At 40.2% G+C, this 19,313-nt stretch carries 13 protein-coding genes; 4 read left to right on the top strand and 9 right to left on the bottom strand.

What is annotated here, in order from left to right; genetic code table 11:
• Positions 1-2: 2 nt before the first annotated feature.
• The 4 genes from ADHAQ_RS25835 to ADHAQ_RS0114620 form a co-directional block, all read right to left on the bottom strand.
• A complete protein-coding gene (locus ADHAQ_RS25835) occupies positions 3-1,370 on the bottom strand; it encodes an HlyD family secretion protein (RefSeq protein WP_051359945.1) in 1,368 nt (455 codons plus the stop codon).
• A 3-nt stretch (positions 1,371-1,373) separates the two neighbouring features.
• Positions 1,374-3,113: a peptidase domain-containing ABC transporter gene (locus ADHAQ_RS0114630; RefSeq protein ID WP_026463571.1), complete on the bottom strand. Its 1,740-nt coding sequence runs from the start codon at positions 3,111-3,113 to the stop codon at positions 1,374-1,376.
• Positions 3,114-3,119: 6 nt separating this feature from the next.
• A complete protein-coding gene (locus tag ADHAQ_RS0114625; protein ID WP_026463570.1) occupies positions 3,120-3,824 on the bottom strand; it encodes a TetR/AcrR family transcriptional regulator in 705 nt (234 codons plus the stop codon).
• A gap of 317 nt (positions 3,825-4,141) precedes the next feature.
• Positions 4,142-5,065 (bottom strand): LysR family transcriptional regulator, encoded by a 924-nt coding sequence (locus tag ADHAQ_RS0114620; RefSeq protein ID WP_026463569.1) that lies wholly within the window; start codon positions 5,063-5,065, stop codon positions 4,142-4,144.
• 185 nt (positions 5,066-5,250) lie between these two features.
• Between ADHAQ_RS0114620 and ADHAQ_RS0114615 the strand changes: the two genes are divergently transcribed.
• Genes ADHAQ_RS0114615 through ADHAQ_RS0114605 form a run of 3 tightly spaced genes read left to right on the top strand, consistent with a single transcriptional unit; the run spans position 5,251 to position 7,575 of the window.
• Complete coding sequence (locus tag ADHAQ_RS0114615) at positions 5,251-6,105, top strand: DUF6671 family protein (RefSeq protein WP_026463568.1); 855 nt, start codon at positions 5,251-5,253, stop codon at positions 6,103-6,105.
• Positions 6,106-6,110: 5 nt separating this feature from the next.
• A complete protein-coding gene (locus ADHAQ_RS0114610) occupies positions 6,111-6,635 on the top strand; it encodes a hypothetical protein (RefSeq protein WP_026463567.1) in 525 nt (174 codons plus the stop codon).
• Entirely contained in the window at positions 6,610-7,575 is a 966-nt protein-coding gene (locus tag ADHAQ_RS0114605) for a sodium-dependent bicarbonate transport family permease (protein WP_026463566.1), read from the top strand. Before ADHAQ_RS0114610 ends, ADHAQ_RS0114605 begins: the two co-directional genes overlap by 26 nt.
• Before the next feature lie 209 nt (positions 7,576-7,784).
• On the opposite strand, the gene ADHAQ_RS28705 is transcribed toward ADHAQ_RS0114605, so the two are convergent.
• The 4 genes from ADHAQ_RS28705 to ADHAQ_RS0114590 form a co-directional block, all read right to left on the bottom strand.
• The gene (locus ADHAQ_RS28705; protein WP_342667303.1) at positions 7,785-9,305 is read right to left on the bottom strand and encodes an ABC transporter permease; all 1,521 of its coding nucleotides are present in this window, start codon (positions 9,303-9,305) and stop codon (positions 7,785-7,787) included.
• A gap of 18 nt (positions 9,306-9,323) precedes the next feature.
• Positions 9,324-10,208: an ABC transporter permease gene (locus ADHAQ_RS28700; protein ID WP_245590618.1), complete on the bottom strand. Its 885-nt coding sequence runs from the start codon at positions 10,206-10,208 to the stop codon at positions 9,324-9,326.
• Positions 10,209-10,289: 81 nt separating this feature from the next.
• Positions 10,290-12,731 (bottom strand): ABC transporter permease, encoded by a 2,442-nt coding sequence (locus ADHAQ_RS0114595; RefSeq protein WP_026463565.1) that lies wholly within the window; start codon positions 12,729-12,731, stop codon positions 10,290-10,292.
• Positions 12,732-12,787: 56 nt separating this feature from the next.
• Positions 12,788-15,220: an ABC transporter permease gene (locus tag ADHAQ_RS0114590; RefSeq protein WP_026463564.1), complete on the bottom strand. Its 2,433-nt coding sequence runs from the start codon at positions 15,218-15,220 to the stop codon at positions 12,788-12,790.
• A gap of 353 nt (positions 15,221-15,573) precedes the next feature.
• On the opposite strand from ADHAQ_RS0114590, the gene ADHAQ_RS25825 reads away from it, so the two are divergent.
• Positions 15,574-16,767, top strand: coding sequence for a serine hydrolase domain-containing protein (locus ADHAQ_RS25825; RefSeq protein ID WP_051359944.1), 1,194 nt, complete (start codon positions 15,574-15,576; stop codon positions 16,765-16,767).
• A gap of 143 nt (positions 16,768-16,910) precedes the next feature.
• On the opposite strand, the gene ADHAQ_RS0114580 is transcribed toward ADHAQ_RS25825, so the two are convergent.
• Positions 16,911-19,268: an ABC transporter permease gene (locus ADHAQ_RS0114580; protein WP_026463563.1), complete on the bottom strand. Its 2,358-nt coding sequence runs from the start codon at positions 19,266-19,268 to the stop codon at positions 16,911-16,913.
• Positions 19,269-19,313: the final 45 nt, after the last annotated feature.

Here is a 19,313-nt window from a genome sequence, read left to right as displayed (position 1 = left end):
TCTTAATACTCTACTGTCCCTTTATCTTTTGCCGCTTCTTTACCCTTGGCTCCAGAATCTGTTTTGCCAGTGTAATCAGGAGGGAAATTGTTTAACTGGCGCCATATTTCGTACCAGATTGGCACAGTTTTAAGCATAGCCCAACCATTCACGCCTGAGCCTACCCGCAAAGCATTTGGCCATGGTTCATGCTCTGTATCAGGCACCACCAGTATCCGGTATTTTCCATTTGTGCCGGCGTTGTCTATCACAGCTACTCTGCCACCAAATGTACCAAAGCTTGCCCCAGGCCAACCAGAAAATACCAAGGCCGGCCATCCTTCAAATTGCAAACGCATATGATCACCGCGCTCAAGTAAAGGAAGGTCCAATGGATCTATTAAAAGCTCAGCGGCCATTTGCGGATTTTCTGGCATAATGGTAGCCACCGCCTCTCCTTCTTTAATGGTTTCGCCAATACCTGCTTTCAGTGTTTTTACTAAAAACCCATCCTGTGGCGCTAGTATATGATAATACTGATTTCGCACCTTCGTACTGCTAAATTCATTTTGCAATTTCGAAACTTCGGCTTGGGTAGAGAAAACATAGGAACGAGTAGAATTCAGCTCGGCCTCCGCTTTGGCTATTTTATCAGCATACTCAGCTTGTAAGGAATTAAGTTCGGTTCGGGCATTCTGCAGTTCTGCACGAGAAGCATCAAACTTATTTATTCCTGATAATAATTTTGCCTGCGTTTCCTGTAATTTCAAACGACGTTGCTCCAACTCTGTCAGTGATTTCAACCCCTCCTCATACAGTTTTTGCTGACGCGCAAATTGCGCCTCGGCAATGGATAAATCGGTACGCTGCGCTACCACATCCATACTATCACTTTGCAGCTTCAGACGCGATTGCTGCACTTTATTACGTGCTTTCTGCAAACTAAAAACTAATCCCTGCCGCAACGCCTGTATCTGCTCCTGCATAGCCTTTACCTTGTCTTGGTTTGCCAGAGCAGAACCCTGCTTAGCCTCAACCTGCTCCTCAATACGAGCCAACAAGTTAGGGTCCAGGTACTTTTCTTTTACCTCACTTATACTAACAATGGTATCTCCTCTTTTTACCAAAGCACCTTCCATAACATACCACTTTTCTATTCGTCCGGCAATAATGGCTTCTACCGTTTGCGGCCTATCTTGGGGCGTTAAAGCTGTCAGAGAACCTGTAGATCGAATATTTTGGGTCCAAGGCAAGAACAAACTCAGAATTATAGCCAGGAGAATACCACCAAGCCAGTAAGTAAGTTGGCGGCCCAGACGAGGTGTTTGCACCTGGCGCATAGATTCCAGATGAACCTGATCCAATGTATTTGATTCTTTTATTTCGGGCATTGCTTAACCTTTTAACTCTGTTAAATCTAAAAATAATTCATGATGTCGAATCTCTTCAAAATTTCCAACGGCCACTAATTGTCCATCCTCCATGAGCAAGGTCCTATCGCAAGTCTGCATTATATCCACATCATCCGAAACCACAACAAGCGTCCATTCAAATTGTTGATCGGTAAGAATACGCATCATATTTATCCGCTCTTTCCGGCTCATATCTCCCCAAAAATTATCAATAATGAGTAACTTCGGACGGTGTACCAAGCTACGGGCCATCACAATCTTGCGAGCCACCCCGGTTGGTAAACGCAGACTTCCACCAGTCAGGTAAGTTTGTAAGCCTTTTGATAAGCTGTGAACATAATCTTTCAATCCAGCCAACTCCAAAGCCCATAACACATCTGGAAGAGGCAGTTGGCGGCCCAGCGTTATGTTCTCCAGAAGCGTGCCATCAAACACCTGCTCTTTCGAAATATTATCCCCAGTTAAACTCCGGAGGTTACCAATATGTAGGTCGCGGAGCGATATACCGTTATACACGATGCTGCCTTCATACGAGGGGTATAAACCTAGTAACAAACTTATTAAAGTACTCTTACCAGAACTATTGTTACCCGCCACACAAATACGTTCAGAAGGTTGAATAGAAAAATCTACATTTTTAAGAGCAAGTTTTTTAGACCCCGGATAACTATAACTCAAATTTTGCACTTGTATGCTCAAACCAGCTTTTAGAGGTAAATCTTCTAACTTTATCCCTGTTACCTCCTCTATCGGCAGGTCCGTTACATGTCCTATTTTATCTAAGCTGGTTAACACATCATAAACAGTATCTAACTTGATCAAAAGCTTTTCCACAGCAGTCATAATCAAAATGATGATAATTTCAGAGGCAACAAACTGCCCAATGTTTATTTCGCGTTGCACTACCAAAAAACAGCCCAGAACCAATAATCCACCGGTGATAACTGTTTTAAAACCTATAAAGCTTAAATATTGGGTCATCAGCACTTTAAAGTGTTCTTTCCGCACTTTCAGATAACTACTCACATATTCATCGGTGCGGGAAGTCGGCAAGTCAGTATAACCTACCAGTTTAAAGGTACTTATAGAACGGGCCAATTCTTCTAACCAGGCTACCAGCTTATATTTATATTTTGACTCCATTATACTGGTATCTACCCCTTTTTTACCAGTAATGTAGATTATAAATATTAAAACAATAACCAGAACAATTCCTAAAAAGATAAAATAAGGATGGTATAACGAAAGCAGAACCAAACCAAATATAATTTGAATAACAGCCGTTGAGAAGTCAAGCAACATTTTAGCTAACCCCTTCTGCAGCGACACCACATCAAAAAACCGGTTCATCAGCTCGGGCGGGTAATATTTATTTAAAGCCTCGGCTTGGAAACGAGGAATCCGGTAAACAAAATCAAAAGCTGCTCTGGCAAAAATTCGCTGCTGGATAAACTCTACCAGCCAAAGCTGCATTACCTGCAAGCCACCTACTACCAAAAGAGCCAGCACAATAAGTACAATCAGAACTACTACTGAAACTGATATTTGTCCGCTGGACACGAACCCGATAATGCTTTGGATTCCTAAAGGAAGCGCCAAACTAATTAGTCCTGCTGCTATTGCGTAAGCATACAGGTACATAATTTCCCGGCGCTCGATTGAAAGAAGTTGCAAAAGGCGTTGAAAAGGAGTTGGATGCGAATGTGCACTTTTATCTTTCATATTAAATTATTCGGCTTTGATTTTCATTAAGTTACCTTCAATAGCTGAAAAAACCAGGTGCTTTAAAAACGGCAGGGTTTCTTCTACAGCCTGCTCCTTCTTTTTTATATCTGTAAGAGTAGGCAGGTGTTTGGCGAAATAGATTTGCTGGAGCGTAGCCTCCATAACCGTACTAATCAAGGCATGAGGATAAGGATATTCCGGAGCAGCATCCTGCACCATTTTTGCCAGAAAGCTACAAACAGATTTAATCTCTAAAAAATAACCTGCTTTATTTTCCTCGTCTACTTCTTTGGTATGATAAACTTTAGATGATTCTGAAACAACGATGCGATGCAAAATACGCTCATCAATATAGGCTATGCTAGGGTCTTCATCTTGCCCTGCCTGGGTAAGTACTTCAATGGCCCGGCACAGGCGTTCGCATGGATCCTGAATATTATGGGTGTGAAAAGTAATAGTATATTTAACCCAAGCCCAATACCACGACACCAGATAAACCAGCAATTTATGTTTATTTTCAAAATACCGGTAAACAGATGCTTCAGTAGATCCGATTTTGGCAGCCAGTTTTTTGAAAGTAAAATTTTCAAACCCCAGGTTATCAATCATTTTAATACTTTCAGCAATGATTTTTCTACCTAATTCAGTGCTTTCTGGCTCCCGCAGGTATGATTTATGGTTAAGACTAATAAGGATGCTCGCAGCCATTCTTAAGGTAAATTCCTTTTGTTGAGACAAAGATATAAAACTTCCATTAATAATAGTATTACTATCATAAAAGTTTCTAAAGCTATCATTTTTTTTCTCAATACTATCAAGCTAAGAAAAGGCTTACTTTAAAGTTTTGGCTCCATATTATATAAGAAGTAAAACAATTATAGACCAGAAATGTTGGGAAATCCAAAATTCCGGAATTATAACCCGACTTAAAATAGAAGCTGTTTATATATTTTAAAGCAAAAAATATTATTAATGGCTACCGTACCTGCTATAAGGAAATCCTGTAGTTAAAGAATGAAATATTATTAATATTGATCTAACCAGTTAAACTTTTCTTTTACAATTCTTTCTTTTTCGGTTTTCAAATGTTCCAAAAAGGCATTAGCCACAGGAGAAAACTTTTTATTCTTTAACCAGATCAGGCTCCAGATTGATTTTATTGGAAATCCTTTAACCGGAATAATCTGTAAATCATGGTTGGTGAGTTCATTTTTAATCCCTATCAAAGGCATAATAGAATACCCTAAACCAGCAATTACAGCTTGTTTTACTGCCTCATTAGAGGTAAGCTCCATTTTTTTTCTGGCTGGTAAGTTGTGTTGCTGAATAAACTTCTCCATTACATGCCGGGTACCCGAGCCTGCTTCGCGATAAATTAAAGGAATTTCATTAAATAAATTTTTACTGTTGGATCTACTCTTTACTGTTTGTGCTTTATTTCCAACCAAGTACAGTTTATTTTGCATCAGCTCAATCTTTTCTACCTGCAAATTTTCAGGCAAAACAGAAACCAGCGAAAAATCAACTTCATTTTTTTCCATACTTTCTATTACACGCGCTTTGTTTGTTACATCCAAGGCTAGCTCTATTCCTTGGTGCTGCTGCAAGAAATCAGCTAAAAAGTAAGGCATTACATATTTTCCGGTAGAAACAACTGATATTTTTAAACGACCGGTAAGCTGGCCTCTATAAGCCAGGGTTTTGTAATTAATAGCATCTACTTCATTTATTATACGTTCGGCAGCAATGGCAATCTCTTTCCCGAAATCAGTAATAAAAAGCTGGCGCCCATGCACTTCTGTTAAAGGTATTTCAAACTGATCCTGTAAGTTTTTTAACTGAATAGAGACGGCGGGTTGCGTTAAATGTAATTCCTCCGCCGCTTTTGTGATGCTTTGTGTTTGAGTAATCCTCAAGAAAACCTGCAGTTGGTGCAACGTATAATTCATAAATTACTTTTATGTATTTCATTACAAATATAAATAAAAATTTATGGAAGTGATTTCAGAATTTTGTCCCGTCAAAAAGCAGAAACCACCTATTAACTTAAAGTAAGGCCAAATAGGTACAACTAAAGAAATATCCCAGGAACTGCATTTAAAACAAAAGACAACTTAAAAAATAACGCAAACACATGAGTCCTTACCCTTCATTATTCTCCGGCCGGGAACTGGTAATAGCAACCAAACACCACAAAGAACAGGTAATGGCGCCTTTGCTTGAGCAGGCCCTGGGAGTAAAATGCATTGTACCGGCAAACTTAGATACAGATATTCTGGGAACCTTTACCGGGGAAGTAGAACGAACAACTGATCCCTTAGAAACAGCCCGTAAAAAATGCCAATTGGCTATAGAATTAACCGGCTGCACTTTAGCCATTGCCAATGAAGGATCTTTTGGACCACATCCAGCTTTTGGTTTTATACCTGCTGACGAAGAAATACTAGTCTTAGTAGATAAGCAGCACGAGCTGGAAATAACTATCCGGGAAATTAGTATGGATACCAATTTTGTTGGTGAACTCATTCATACGGAAGCGCAATTAATTGCCTTTGCCGAGAGTGCACAGTTTCCTGCTCATGGTTTAATAATCAGGCCCGCTCAGGGCAGCCAAAATGGAATAATAAAAGGCATTACTGATTGGGATAGCTTAAGAGATGCCTTCCAAAAAACAGTAAAAGAAAGCGGAGCTGCTTATGTAGAAACTGATATGCGCGCCTTATACAACCCAACCCGCATGGCAGTAATAAAGCAGGCTACTCAAAAACTAGTAAAAATAATAAATACATGCTGTCCACAATGTAAAACACCTGGCTTTGGGATTACAGCCACCACAACTGGCTTACCCTGCAGTCTCTGTTCTTCCCCAACCCAATCGGTGTTGAGCCTGATTTACACTTGCCAGAAATGTGCTTTCTCACAGGAAGAAAAATACCCTAATAAAAAATTTACTGAAGATCCAACCTTTTGTGACGTTTGCAATCCTTAATAAAAATGAAAAATAAATTATTTCTTATTTGTCCTACCTGCCACCTGGAAACCTTTATTAAAAGCAAGTATGGCCATAATGCCTTCTTTTTAACTGCCCTGGGAGGAGTATTTGACTTTGGGAATATTGATTATGTAGAGGCTGTGGCAGATTTTATCCGACGGGAGCATATTACAGAACTAGTATTTGTGAATGACATCTCTTGCTCCTTTATGAATAGTATTCTGGAAAAAGAAAAAGGATTTGGCACTTATGCTGAGCGAGTAATGCTGGACCTGTTGATAGATAATTATTATGCTATCATGGAGGGTTCTACCCTTCTAGAGCAAAAGAAAAACCTGGCCAGATTAAATATGCAGCGGCAAGCGGAAGAAATTTTAGCCAACCAAATGCTTATAGGCCCAATCTTGGATAATGACCTGCAAATAAAAGGTTTGATTACCAACAAGGCCGAAAACAAATTACAACTTATACCTATAAACCAATCCCTAAATACCCTGATAAATGAATTTGAACTTATTAACGGATAATCTTACCAGCCCTGCTTTATTATTCTTTGTCTTGGGAATATTAGCGGTGCGCCTTAAAAGTGACCTGGAAATTCCCCCATCTTCTTCCAAATTCATTTCGCTTTACTTATTATTTTCAATTGGTTTTAAAGGTGGCCAGGAACTAGCTCATAGCCACTTTACCATGGAAATAGCCTGGTCTGTTTTATTTGGAGTCTTTATTTCCTGCGCTATTCCATTCTATAGCTTCTTCTTACTAAAGCGGAAATTAAGTATAGAAAATTCAGGTGCTATAGCTGCTGCTTATGGTTCTGTTAGTGCCGTAACGTTTGTTAGTGCGGTTTCTTTCCTAGAGTTGCAAAAGCTTGAGTTTAGTGGTCACATGGTAGCTGTAATGGCCTTAATGGAAGCGCCCGCCATTATTATTGGGGTGGTATTGATACGATTATATGGTGGCAAAAAAGAAGCCTCTACCAGCTTACGCCAAGTAATAACTCACTCTTTTACGAATGGCAGTGTTCTATTAATTTTAGGCAGTTTGATTATTGGATTACTAGCTAGCGAGCAACAGGCACAAGGTATTAAGCCTTTTACAACTGATCTTTTTAAAGGGTTTCTGGCCATATTCCTCCTGGATATGGGAATCGTTAGTGGTCGCAAGTTAGGTGATTTCTTCAAAAGCGGGTGGTTTACAGCCATCTTTGCCGTACTTATTCCCCTGGTTAATGGTTGTATAGTGGCGCAGTTAAGTGGAGCCATAACCCCAGATCTTGGCAATAGGTTTATGTTTGCTGTACTAGCCGCCAGTGCTTCTTACATTGCTGTACCGGCTGCCATGAAAATAGCCGTGCCAAAAGCAAATCCCGGAATATTTTTACCAATGGCTCTGGCTTTTACCTTTCCCTTTAATATTACGTTTGGCATGCCTATTTACCTGGCTATAATTAATGCCAACTTCTAATATAATTTATCTGACAATAAACTTTACTAGTATAAAAAAGTGAATTTTAAAATTTGGTTACAACCTTAACTTGCTATACAAGCACCCTTGGTTGTAACCATTCCTTTTACTTCTCCGTGCGCAAACTTTATTCTTGGCGCACGGAGATTTCCAGTTATTTAGAAAATCAATCCTATCAACTTAAAAAGTTAAAACTTGCTACCTGTCTATTATTCACAATTCAGAGATTTAACAGGATTAGCCATGGCTGCCTTAAAGGCATGGAAGCTTACCGTCATTAAAGCAATAAATAAAGCAAGTAAACCGGCTACTCCAAAAACCCACCAGGAAATAGTTGTGCGGTAGGCAAAATCTTGCAACCATTTTTCCATACCGTACCAGGCCAGCGGCCAGGCTAGCAGGTTAGCCACCAATACCAGCTTGAGTAAATCTTTCGATAACATACCAACCAAACCACTAACAGTAGCCCCCAACACTTTGCGGATGCCTATTTCTTTGGTGCGTTGTTCGGTGGCAAAAGAAGCTAAGCCAAATAATCCTAAACAAGCAATTAGAATAGCCATGCCGGCAAAAAGCAAGAAAAGCTTGCCCTGCCGTTGTTCTGCTTCATAAAGTTGACCAAAGCTTTCGTCCAGGAATTGATAATCAAAAGGGCGCCCGGGCAGAAACTGGTGCCATGTTTTTTCAATATGCGCTAAGGCCTGTGGAATATGCTCTTTGTTCGCTTTTACCGAAGCCCTGGTATACCGTTGACCTACCTGAAATACCAGCGGCTTAATTTGCTCGTGCATCGACTCAAAATGAAAATCCTGCAGCACTCCCACCAGTTTACCTTTTCTAGGCCCATATTCCATGCTGCGGCCTATAGCTTCTTCCGGACTGGCAAAACCCAGCAGCTTTACAGCTGATTCGTTTAGCATAAAGGCCATGGAATCATCGGTCGGATAAGCTTTAGAAAAATTCCGGCCGGCCACTAATTTAATGTTGTAGGTATCTATAAATTTATGATCAATACTTAAATACTGAAAGGACAAAGGAGAAGGAACAATGCTATCGCCTTTGTTAATTTTGAGATTACCATGTGAGTTGAGCAGGCGGTCGGATGGTACGCCAACAGAACGACCAACTTCCAAAACACCAGTGTATTTCGTTAGTTCTGACCGAAAGGCGTCATATTTTTCGTGCATTTCATCGGAATAAGGTAAGGTTATGATATGATCTTTATTTAACCCTAAAGCCTTGTTGTGCAAAAAATTTAATTGCTTGTATACCATACCGGTGCAGATAATCAGAATCACGGAAATAGAAAACTGCAGCACCACCAATACTTTTCGCAGCGAAACTGCACTGGTTCCTACATTCAGCTTACCTTTAAGCACCTGCACCGGCTGAAAACCGGACAAGAATAAAGCTGGATACGACCCCGCAACCAATCCTACTAAAACGGCCAAACCCAGAACCCCTAAACCAAAGAGCCAGGTGTTGTCAAAGGCTAAACTAAGCTCTTTGCCGGTTAATAAATTCATTAACGGCATAGCCAGCCGGGCCAGCAGGAGCGCTAACAAAATAGCCAGGAAAGTAAATAATAACGATTCACTTAAAAATTGCCAGATTAAGTTTCGCTTATAAGCCCCCAGTACCTTGCGCACCCCAATTTCCTTGGCTCGTAACGAGGACCGAGCCGTAGATAAATTCATGAAATTGATACAGGCAATAAGTAATATAAACAGTGCTATTGCTGAAAATAGCTACACATTGGTAATGTTACCGTTTTCTTCCAGCTCTGTATCCAGGTGCGAATACAGGTGAATATCGGCAAGCTTTTGCAAGTTTAACCTAGTCCAGGACGAAGGCTTCTTACCAGCCTTCGAATCAACTTGAATATGCTTATCCAGAAATGTTGGAAATTGTGCTTCTACTTTATCTACCGGATAATTTTGGGGAAAGAGCAGATACGTAGTAAAGTTATTACTTCCCCAATTGCTTTGCAGGTTATTGCGGCCATAAATATTGTCATCTTCCAGGGTTGAAAAAGACACCAGAAAATCTGGATGCAGGTGCGAATTAGCGGGGAATACCTTGAATACCCCGGTTACTTTCACTTGTATTTGCCCGTCTATTTTAAGTACCTGCCCAACCGGATCTTTATCACCAAAGTACTTCTGCACCACCTTGTCACTTACCAGCATGGCAAATGGCTCGTTCAATACGTTAGCCGGATTGCCCCGCAATACCGGTATAGTAAAAATATTCAGCAAACTGGGTTCAGCAAAATAAATATTTTCTTCATTAAAAGCTTTTTCCGGGTTAACCGATACTACTGAACTGAACTTCAGCATCCGGCCCACCTCTTCCAAATCTGAAAAGTAACTTTTAAGCAATGGCCCAAACGGAGGCGCTACATTCCCCAGTTGCAATCCAACAGATCCGTCCGGATTGATAAAATCCCGGGTAACCCGGTAGATGCGGTCAGCCTTGGCGTGATGCTTATCATAACTAAGCTCCTGCAAAATGTACAACACTATCAGCAGACAACTGGCCAGCCCTACTGAAAGACCAAACAGGTTGATAGCTGAAAAAACCTTATGGCGCAACAGATTGCGAACAGCGATTTTCAGGTAATTGTATAACATATCAGCTGATTATAAGATTGTAAATAAACTTTCGGGAAAATCAGAAGCAATGAAACAGGCTTTTACTGTTTCTTAAACGTACTACTCCATTCTTAAAGAACTTACCGGATTACTTTTGGCTACCCGGTAAGTTTGGGAAACTATGGTTACCAGCCCCAACAACAATAAGACTACAGAACTCAGGAGCACTGATCCAAATCCAAAAGGAACGCGATTAGGAATATTCTGTAGCCACAAATTATTAAGGACAAAACTTAAAGGAGCGCCAATTACTACCGATAAACTTAAAATCACTAAAAACTCTTTGGATAATAAGAAGGCGATACTATATTCCCGAGCACCTAATATTTTCCGGATGCCTACTTCTTTTGTTCTTCTTTCAGCGGTGTAGGTGGCCATACCCAGCATACCCAAACAGGCAATTACAACGGCCAGAAAAGCAAGCGATCCTAATATGGAAACTGCATCAAAAATGGCCTGATGCGATGCCGCTAGCTGCTCATCAAAAAACTCGTATTTAAAAGGGTGAACAGGATCAACGGCCGCCCATTTTTCCTCTAGTTTTGCCATTGTTCCGCTTACATTATTAGTAGCCAGCTTAACATTGGCATATTTATAAGTAGCAGCCTGGATTTGGATCAGCAAGGGCAATATCTTATCTGTATTTATTGGTAAATCGGCGCGAAAATTTTCTACCACCCCAATAATCTGTAAAGGATTGGTATTCTCTTTAGTTACTAAAACCTGCCCAATAGCCTCGGTTGGATTTTTATAACCCAGCTCTTTTACTGTGGCTCTGTTTACCAGAACAACCCGATTAGAAGCCTGATCTGATTTAGGAAGATTGCTTCCTGCTATAAGCTTTATATCCAGGTTATGAATAAAATTTTCGTCTGCATTAAGAGTCAGGAACGATTTCAGATCCTCATCTTTACTGCCTTGTTTTTTTAAACTGATACCAGGATTGGTACCGGTGGCCGGAATAATATTACTGGCTGAAATGGTGGATACACCCGGTACCGCACTAAACTCCTGTACTAGCTTCTGATAGTTGTTATTCTGTAGCTCAACGTTAACAATATTGCCGGATGAGAACTGGTAATCGAACTCCAGATAATGTTTAAACTGATTGTAAATAACAAGGGAGGTCGTGATAAATAGCAGGGAAATAATAAACTGAAAGACACTTAATACTTTCCGCATCCCCAACTTGCCGGGCAACATACTTTCAGCATTTTTGAGGACTTTAATCGGTAATAACTTAGATAAGTAAAAAGCTGGGAAAGCACCGGCAATTAACCCTATTAGTAAGGCGAAACCCACAAACAAAAGGTAAACAGAAACATTACCCTGCAATTCAAAATTAAGATATTTATTTACCCATAACCCTTTAAAAGCTGGCTTTATAAAAATGAGCAGCAGCCACGCCATTAAAAGGGCCAGTATGGCAGTAAGTACTGATTCGCTTAAAAATTGAAAAATTAAATGCTTTCTTTTAGCTCCATTTATTTTGCGTATGCCTATTTCTTTGGCCCGTGTTACTGCCCGGGCAATAGACAAAATAGTATAATTAAGGCAGGCCAGCAACATTATTATAAAAGCTAGTACGCCCAGGCAATAATAGGCTATGGCCGGTAACCGAAACAAAATATCGTTGTTTACCATGGTGCTACTAATTTCCGCCAGCCTTTGCTCTTTTAGTCTAAAATCCTTCAAACCCTCTAGGTGCATGTATTTTTTTGTTGCCAAATCATGCAGCGCAGCAGCCAGGTCGGCACGGGTACTTTTATTTTGTACTAGCACATAGGTCCAGCTACTAAAGTAATTTTCCCAGTTCTGACTCAGGTTAGGTACTTTGTTCTCGGCATATAGTGTTGGCAAAGAAGCCGCCGAAACCAGCACATCAAACTTTAGATGCGATTTATAACTTTTATCCGCTATTACACCCGTTATGGTATATAAACCCCATTTAACCGGTTCCGACTCATTTGTGGCCCCCTGCTGGCTTAATTGCCGATCTGTAAACTCAATCGTTTTACCAATCGGGTCTTCGTCGCGAAAAAGCTGCCTAGCCACTTTACTTGTAATAACCATGGTGTTAGGCGAAGTAAGTGCCGTTATTTTGTTTCCATTTTCCAGCTCAAAGTCAAATATTTTGAAAAACGCTGCATCTGCAAAAAAGCCTTTTATTTCTACTGCTTTGCGGTTATAAACAGCATCTCCACCCACTCCCGATACCAACCTGGTGGCTTCCACCACTATCGGATAGTTTGCCTTTAAAGCCGTGGCTACCGGAAAAGAGGAGGTAGCAGAAGGCTGGCTACTCACTGTTCTTAAAGAAAGAATGCGGTAAATCCGGTCTTGCTTTTTATGAAACTGGTCATAGCTTTTCTGATCTGCCAACATGAGCATAATTAGCATGCAAACCGACATGGCAACAGCCAACCCAAAAACATTAATAAAAGAAAACACCTTATATTTTAGGATATTCCGGATGCTGACTTTGAGATAGTTGAAAAACATAGATTTAATGCTTTTTTAGAAATTATTAGCGTGGTAGAAATTGTAACTTTATGATTTTATTCGCTGCGCAAAGAATTAACCGGATTTACTACAGCCGCTTTTACTGCCTGGTATCCAACCGTTAAAAAAGCCACTACTACAGCCACTAAACCGGCAGCCATAAAAGACCAGACTGGCATAGGAATGCGATAGGCAAAATCTTGCAGCCATTGCTGCATAGCATACCAGGCCAATGGAAAAGCAATTACCGTAGAGATTAAAACCAGTTTTAAGAAATCTTTCGAGAGTAAGGCTACAATAGCCGCTATATCAGCACCTAGAATTTTGCGGATGCCCACTTCTTTTTTCCGCCGTTCGGCGGCATAGGCGGCCAAGCCAAATAAACCCAGGCAGGCAACAAAAATGGCAACAATTGTAAAAGTCCAAAGCAGAGATTTTAACTTATCTTCCGCCCGGTACATCTGGTCAAAATTCTGGTCCAGAAAGTTATACTCCAACGGGTATTCCGGCGAAAATTTATTCCATACTTCGGCCACGCCGCTTACCGAATTACCAATACTCTGCCCTGTTATTTTTACAGCCACTTTCCAATAAGCTGAAGGATAAATTTGTAATATAGTAGGCTGTACTTTCTCGAATAAACTTTTGTAATGAAAGTCTTTTACTACCCCAATAATATTTCCTTTCTTCAAAGAATCTCCATCAGAACTCCAGGCATCCCAAGCCAGGGGTTTACCCAGGGCCTGTTCCGGGGTATTAAAACCAAGTTCTTTTACTGCAGTTTCATTAATAATAAAAGCATGATCCTGATCAGTTTTTAATTCTTTAGAAAAATCCCGTCCCGAGATTACCTGTATCCCTAAAGTTCTGATGTAGTCATGGTCTACCATTAACTGGGTTACCCCAAAGTTTTTTAGCTCTCCATTTTGCGGCACAAAAATATTGTCGCCGGCCGTAAGGTCGCCGGGAAAGCCGTAACCAATAGAAACTGAGCTCACACCAGGTATTCGTTTTAACTCTGTTTTAAAAGCTTCAAAATTCTTTACCATATTATCTCCCCGCATAGGGAAGAACATGATTTGGTTCTGGTTAAATCCAAGATCCTTCTCGTGCAAGTAAGTCACTTGCCGGTAAACCACCAAAGCACTGATAATAAGCAACACGGATAAGACAAACTGTACCACCACTAAGCTATGCCGCAACCAAAGATTTTTACTAACGCCATCGTCTGCAATTACAAACCTGCCTTTTAAGACTTTAACCGGCTTAAAACCTGATAAAATTATAGCTGGATAAATACCCGCTAAAACACCCACCAATGTACTTAACAGCATTAAAAACAGCGCGATAATAGGGGTTGACAGTATTGGAAAATTTATTTGCTTGTCTGTAAACTGGTTTAGCCAAGGCAGGGCCAGGTAGGTTAGCCCGACAGCTATTATGGTACTGATAAAAGTAAGCAGTATGGTTTCGGCTAAGAACTGCAGAATAAGTTGCTTCCGATTAGCGCCAATTGTTTTCCGAACGCCAACTTCTTTTGCTCTTTGTAATGATTTAGCAGTAGCCAAATTCACAAAATTAAAACATGCAATCAGTAGGATAGACAGTGCAATAATGGACAAGGCTTTTACATAAGTGATGTTGCCCCGTATAGCTATATCATATTTAAAGTTGGAAGAATGCAAATGGATATTCTGCAAGGGTTGGAAATATGGTACCAGATCAAATTTTTCGTCTTTATCAAATGCCTGACCTCGCATCAAAACTAATTGCTGAAATTTAGCTTGTAAAGGCTGTACATTCGTGCTTTCTTTAAGTTTGGTATAGGTATAAAATTGTTGCCAGCGCCAGCTTTGCATCCGCTCTTTTGATATTTCCTTTTCCAATACCGCCAAAGGAAGCAGATAGCTAGTCTGCAAATGAAATTTAGGGTTGTTCCGGTACACTCCTTTTACCTGATAAGCCTCTTTATTGATAGCAATTGTTTTACCAACCGGGTTGATAGTACCAAACAACTTACCGGATAGTGTTGTCGAAATAAGAATGGATTTAGAATCTGTTAAGGCCTGATCACCATTCCCATACTTGAAGGTTAGTGGAAAAATATCTAAAAAACTTTGCTCTGCTAAAACGCCGCCTTCTTCGTAAAGCTTTATATTGCCGGCCTCTAAAAGTTCTTTCGTATTTATGTTGTAGAGTCTGGCAGTGGTAGCTATTTCCGGAAATTCTTGCCGGAGCGTTGGGGCAAAAACAGGTGGCACCATAGCCATATTATTTTCGCCTCCCAGTTCCCCTTGGCTCTTATTATAAATTCTATAAATCAATTCTCCCTCCGGTATCTCCTGATCAAACTGCTTTTCATCCCACACAAATAAGCTAATAAGTAAGCAGGTCGTCAGACCAATGGCTAATCCGGCAATATTGATAAAGGAAAAACCCTTGTGCCGCGATAAAATCCGAATAGCAATCTTCAGGTAGTTGTACAACATTCTATTAATATTTAGCTGGGCCTAAGGGTCTTTTACATTTTATAAGAAATTTAAATGCCAATTACCTAACAAGCTGAATATCAGTAGTGTATTTACGAAGTATTATATGTTTGATCCTAAACTGTTCGTTTTTATTACAATAACGTGTCCGCTTGTGCAACAATTAGTTTAAAGTATTATTATAACCCGTTCACTTACATCCAAGAAGTTTTATGAAGTAGAATATAGACTACAGGCTTGTTTTCAGGAGTTGCTTATATTTTTAAAAACCTGCAGCAGGATTGAAATAATTTAAAAGAATTTTCTTTAATTAGAAGATTACTTTAACCGCATAAAGCAGCGTCCGGGTATTCATGAAAGTTTTTAATTCTTTGCTGAAGTTTTGTTGGGCAGCCAGTTTGGCTGCATTATTTGCCTGCTCCCAGTCTGCCTCTGAAAGCAAACAAAATACAGAAATATACAATGCAGAAAAAGCACGGATACAAGCCTTATATAATCCGGCAAAAGCTACAAAGCAGCGCCACCAGTTAGATTCGCTATTTCGTGTCTTACAAAAAAAGAGAGGGTTTAACGGTACTGTTTTAATTACCCAGTTTAATAAAATAATATACAAAGGCGCTTTTGGCTACGCCGATTTCACCAAGAAAGACACCCTAACCACCCAAAATTCATTTCAGTTAGCCTCCGTATCCAAACAGTTTACGGCCATGGCCATTATGATGCTGCAGGAAGAAGGGAAATTGAATTACGAAGATTCTGTACAACGCTTTTTCCCTGATTTCCCTTACCACGGCATTACTATCCGGCACTTATTAACGCACCGATCCGGATTACCAAACTATACCTATTTTACTGATAAGCACTGGCCGGACCGACGGGTATTTATAACCAACGAAGAAGTAATTCAGTTGCTAACGCGACATAAACCTCAGCCCTACTACAAGCCTAATACTAAATTTGATTATAGCAATACGGGCTATTGTTTGTTAGCCGCCATAGTAACCAAAGCCGCTGAAATGCCTTTTGAAAATTTTATGCAGGAAAGAATTTTTAACCCGCTGGGCATGAAAAACACCTGGGTACTTTCAAAAAATAGCGAAAGCAAATTTGTTCCGGTGGGGCATACCGCCCGTAGAAAAAAACGAGAAGTGGATTACCTGGATGGCGTACAAGGCGATAAAGGCATTTACTCTACTGTAGAGGATTTATATAAATGGGACCAGGCACTTTACTCAGAAAAACTAGTAAAACAATCAACCCTTATCGAAGCGTTTACAGGAACTAACAAAGCTACCCAAAAACAGGACTACGGCTTTGGATGGCGCTTAAAGAAGCTCTTTAATGGAGAACCTATTGAGTATCACGGCGGACTTTGGCACGGGTTTAACAACTATTTAATGCGTAACCGCAAAGACCATAGTTCTATCATTGTTTTAAGCAATGTGCCCAATGGAAGTTTAATGTATCTGGAAAGCGTGCAGCAAATTTTATACCCTTCGCCAGACTTGATCTCTTCTAAAAAAGATAAACCAAAATCTAAATCTTAAATCGACAGGAAGTCCCATAACCATTGGGTTAGTTATTTCCTCCGCCCGTAAAGTCTGCCGCAATAGCCTTTAAATTTAGTACTTTACCATTTACTGAAGCTGAAGCAGATACTTACTTGTAAAAGCTACCAGACTAAGCAAATTTACTCTGTCCTGATAGCTTTTACCGGATTGGCCATTGCGGCCCTAATGGCCTGAAAACTTACCGTAAGTAGGGCAATTACTAAAGTAGCCACACCTGCAAAACCAAAAATCCACCAGTTTATTTCCGTCCGGAAAGCATAGTCCTGCAGCCACCGGTACATAAAATACCAGCCCAAAGGCCAGGCAATAATATTGGCCAGCAATACTAATTTTAAAAAGTCCTTGGATAGCATGGCAACTATACCCGGAACAGATGCTCCTAATACTTTCCGTATACCTATCTCTTTAGTGCGTTGCTCGGCCGTGAATAAAGCCAAGCCAAACAAGCCTAAGCAGGATATTATAATAGCAAAGGCTGCGAAATAATTAGCCAGTTTGCTAATAACTGTTTCTCCCTGATAAATTTTATTAAAATCCTGGTCTAAAAAGTTAGCAATAAAGGGGAAATTGGGATTATACTTTATAGTTAATTTTTCGAAACTACTTAGGGCATCGGCGGTTTGTCCGGGCTTCGTACGCACGAACACATATCTGGCTGCTTCGGGCTCATAAAATATAATGAGAGGCTGCGTATTCATATGCACCGAGGTAATATCAAAGTTTCTTACAACACCAATAATGTTATAAACATCGCCCCATACGCTTACACTTTCACCAATTGGGTTTTTTATACCTATAATGCGTGCTGCCTCTTCATTTATTACTATCTTGGTAGAATCGGCCCCAAATTCCTCTGAGAAGAACCGACCTTCTTTCAATTTAATATCCATCGTTTTCAGGAAATCCGCATCACTCCGGATATAACTGAACAAGATATTGGTACTGGGATCTTTGCCTTTCCACTCTACGCCGCCGCCATTCTGACTTACCATTATCGGGGATTGGCTTGAGACACTTACTGACAGAATGCCCGGGGCCATCTCCAATTCATGTTTATAAGCTTTGTAATGTTTAATCAGGTCACCTTCTACGGCCACGTAAGCTACATTTTCGCGGTTTAGCCCAATGTTTTTGTTCCGAATGAATTCTACTTGTCTGAAGACGACCAGGGTACTAATAATAAGAATAGCCGATAATACAAATTGAAACACCACCAGGCTTTTCCGGAATAGGGCCACCTTAGAGCTAAATTTTAAAGTACCTTTTAAAACTGTTACGGGCTTAAAAGAAGATAAAAACAAGGCCGGGTAACTACCTGCTAATACCCCGGTTAAAAGCGCAATCCCCACTACAGAAAGTAAAAAAACAGGATCAACTAAACTTAGATTAATATTTTTACTGGTTAGCCCGTTAAAAGTGGGTAAAAATAGCAGGGTGAGTCCTAAAGATATCAGAATAGCAAAAAACGCTATCAAAACGGATTCCCCGATAAATTGCCCAACCAATACCGAACGCACGGCCCCAATAACCTTGCGCACACCTACTTCTTTAGCCCGTTTAGCCGAACGAGCAGTAGACAGATTCATGAAATTGATACAGGCAATAATTAAAATAAAAATAGCTACTACTGAAAATAACCGCACATACCCAATACGACCACCAGCCTGTCGTCCGGCTCTGAATTCATTATACAGGTACATATCTTCCATGCCCTGCAGGAAAATATCAATATCGGCATCAGGGTTATGTTTCCGGATGAATTTCTCGATTTTAGCATCCACCGCCTTTTTATTGGCGTCGCGCCGGAGCATGACATACGTACGCGGGCCATTATTTTTCCAGTTATTCAGCCACTCATGGCCAGGCTGTTTAATAAGGTCGGCGGCCGGCATTACAAAAGAAAATTCTAGCGATGAGTTTTGCGGCACGTCTTTTACTACCCCACTAACCTTATAGCTATCCTTATTGTCAACTTTAAAAAGTTTACCAAATGCACTGCTGTTACCAAAATATTTTTTGGCTAAGGTTTCGGTTATAATAACAGAATAGGGTTCTGTTAAAGCCGTTTTAGGATTTCCAGTTATGAATTCAAAAGAAAACATCTGAAAAAAATCCGGAGTTGTGTATAAACCCGTTTCTTTAAATGTTTTACCCTGGTAAGTAAAAGGTCCTGCCCCCGGAATTATGGTTACAGCATGCGTTATCTCAGGAAAATCTTTTTTCAATGCTTCTGCCAAAGGCGCCGGAGTCGCCGCCATGGTTAAATCTTCACCCCCTGGATAATGCTGTTCTTCAATAACCCGGTATAAATTATTTAGGTTGCTATGGAATTGGTCATAACTTAATTCGTCTTTTACCCATAGCATAATAAGAATGCTGCACGTCATGCCAAGGGCCAAACCAAAAATATTTATAAAAGAAAAAGCCTTATACCGCAGCAGATTTCGGATAGCTATTTTGAAATAATTATAAAACATAGAAACTTTAATTTGATGGTTATCCTACCAAAGCAATTGCTTGGT

This window comes from Adhaeribacter aquaticus DSM 16391, from assembly GCF_000473365.1.
GTDB lineage: Bacteria > Bacteroidota > Bacteroidia > Cytophagales > Hymenobacteraceae > Adhaeribacter > Adhaeribacter aquaticus.
The sequence above is the reverse complement of the archived record's forward strand: the minus strand, read 5'-3'. Positions and strand labels throughout refer to the sequence as shown.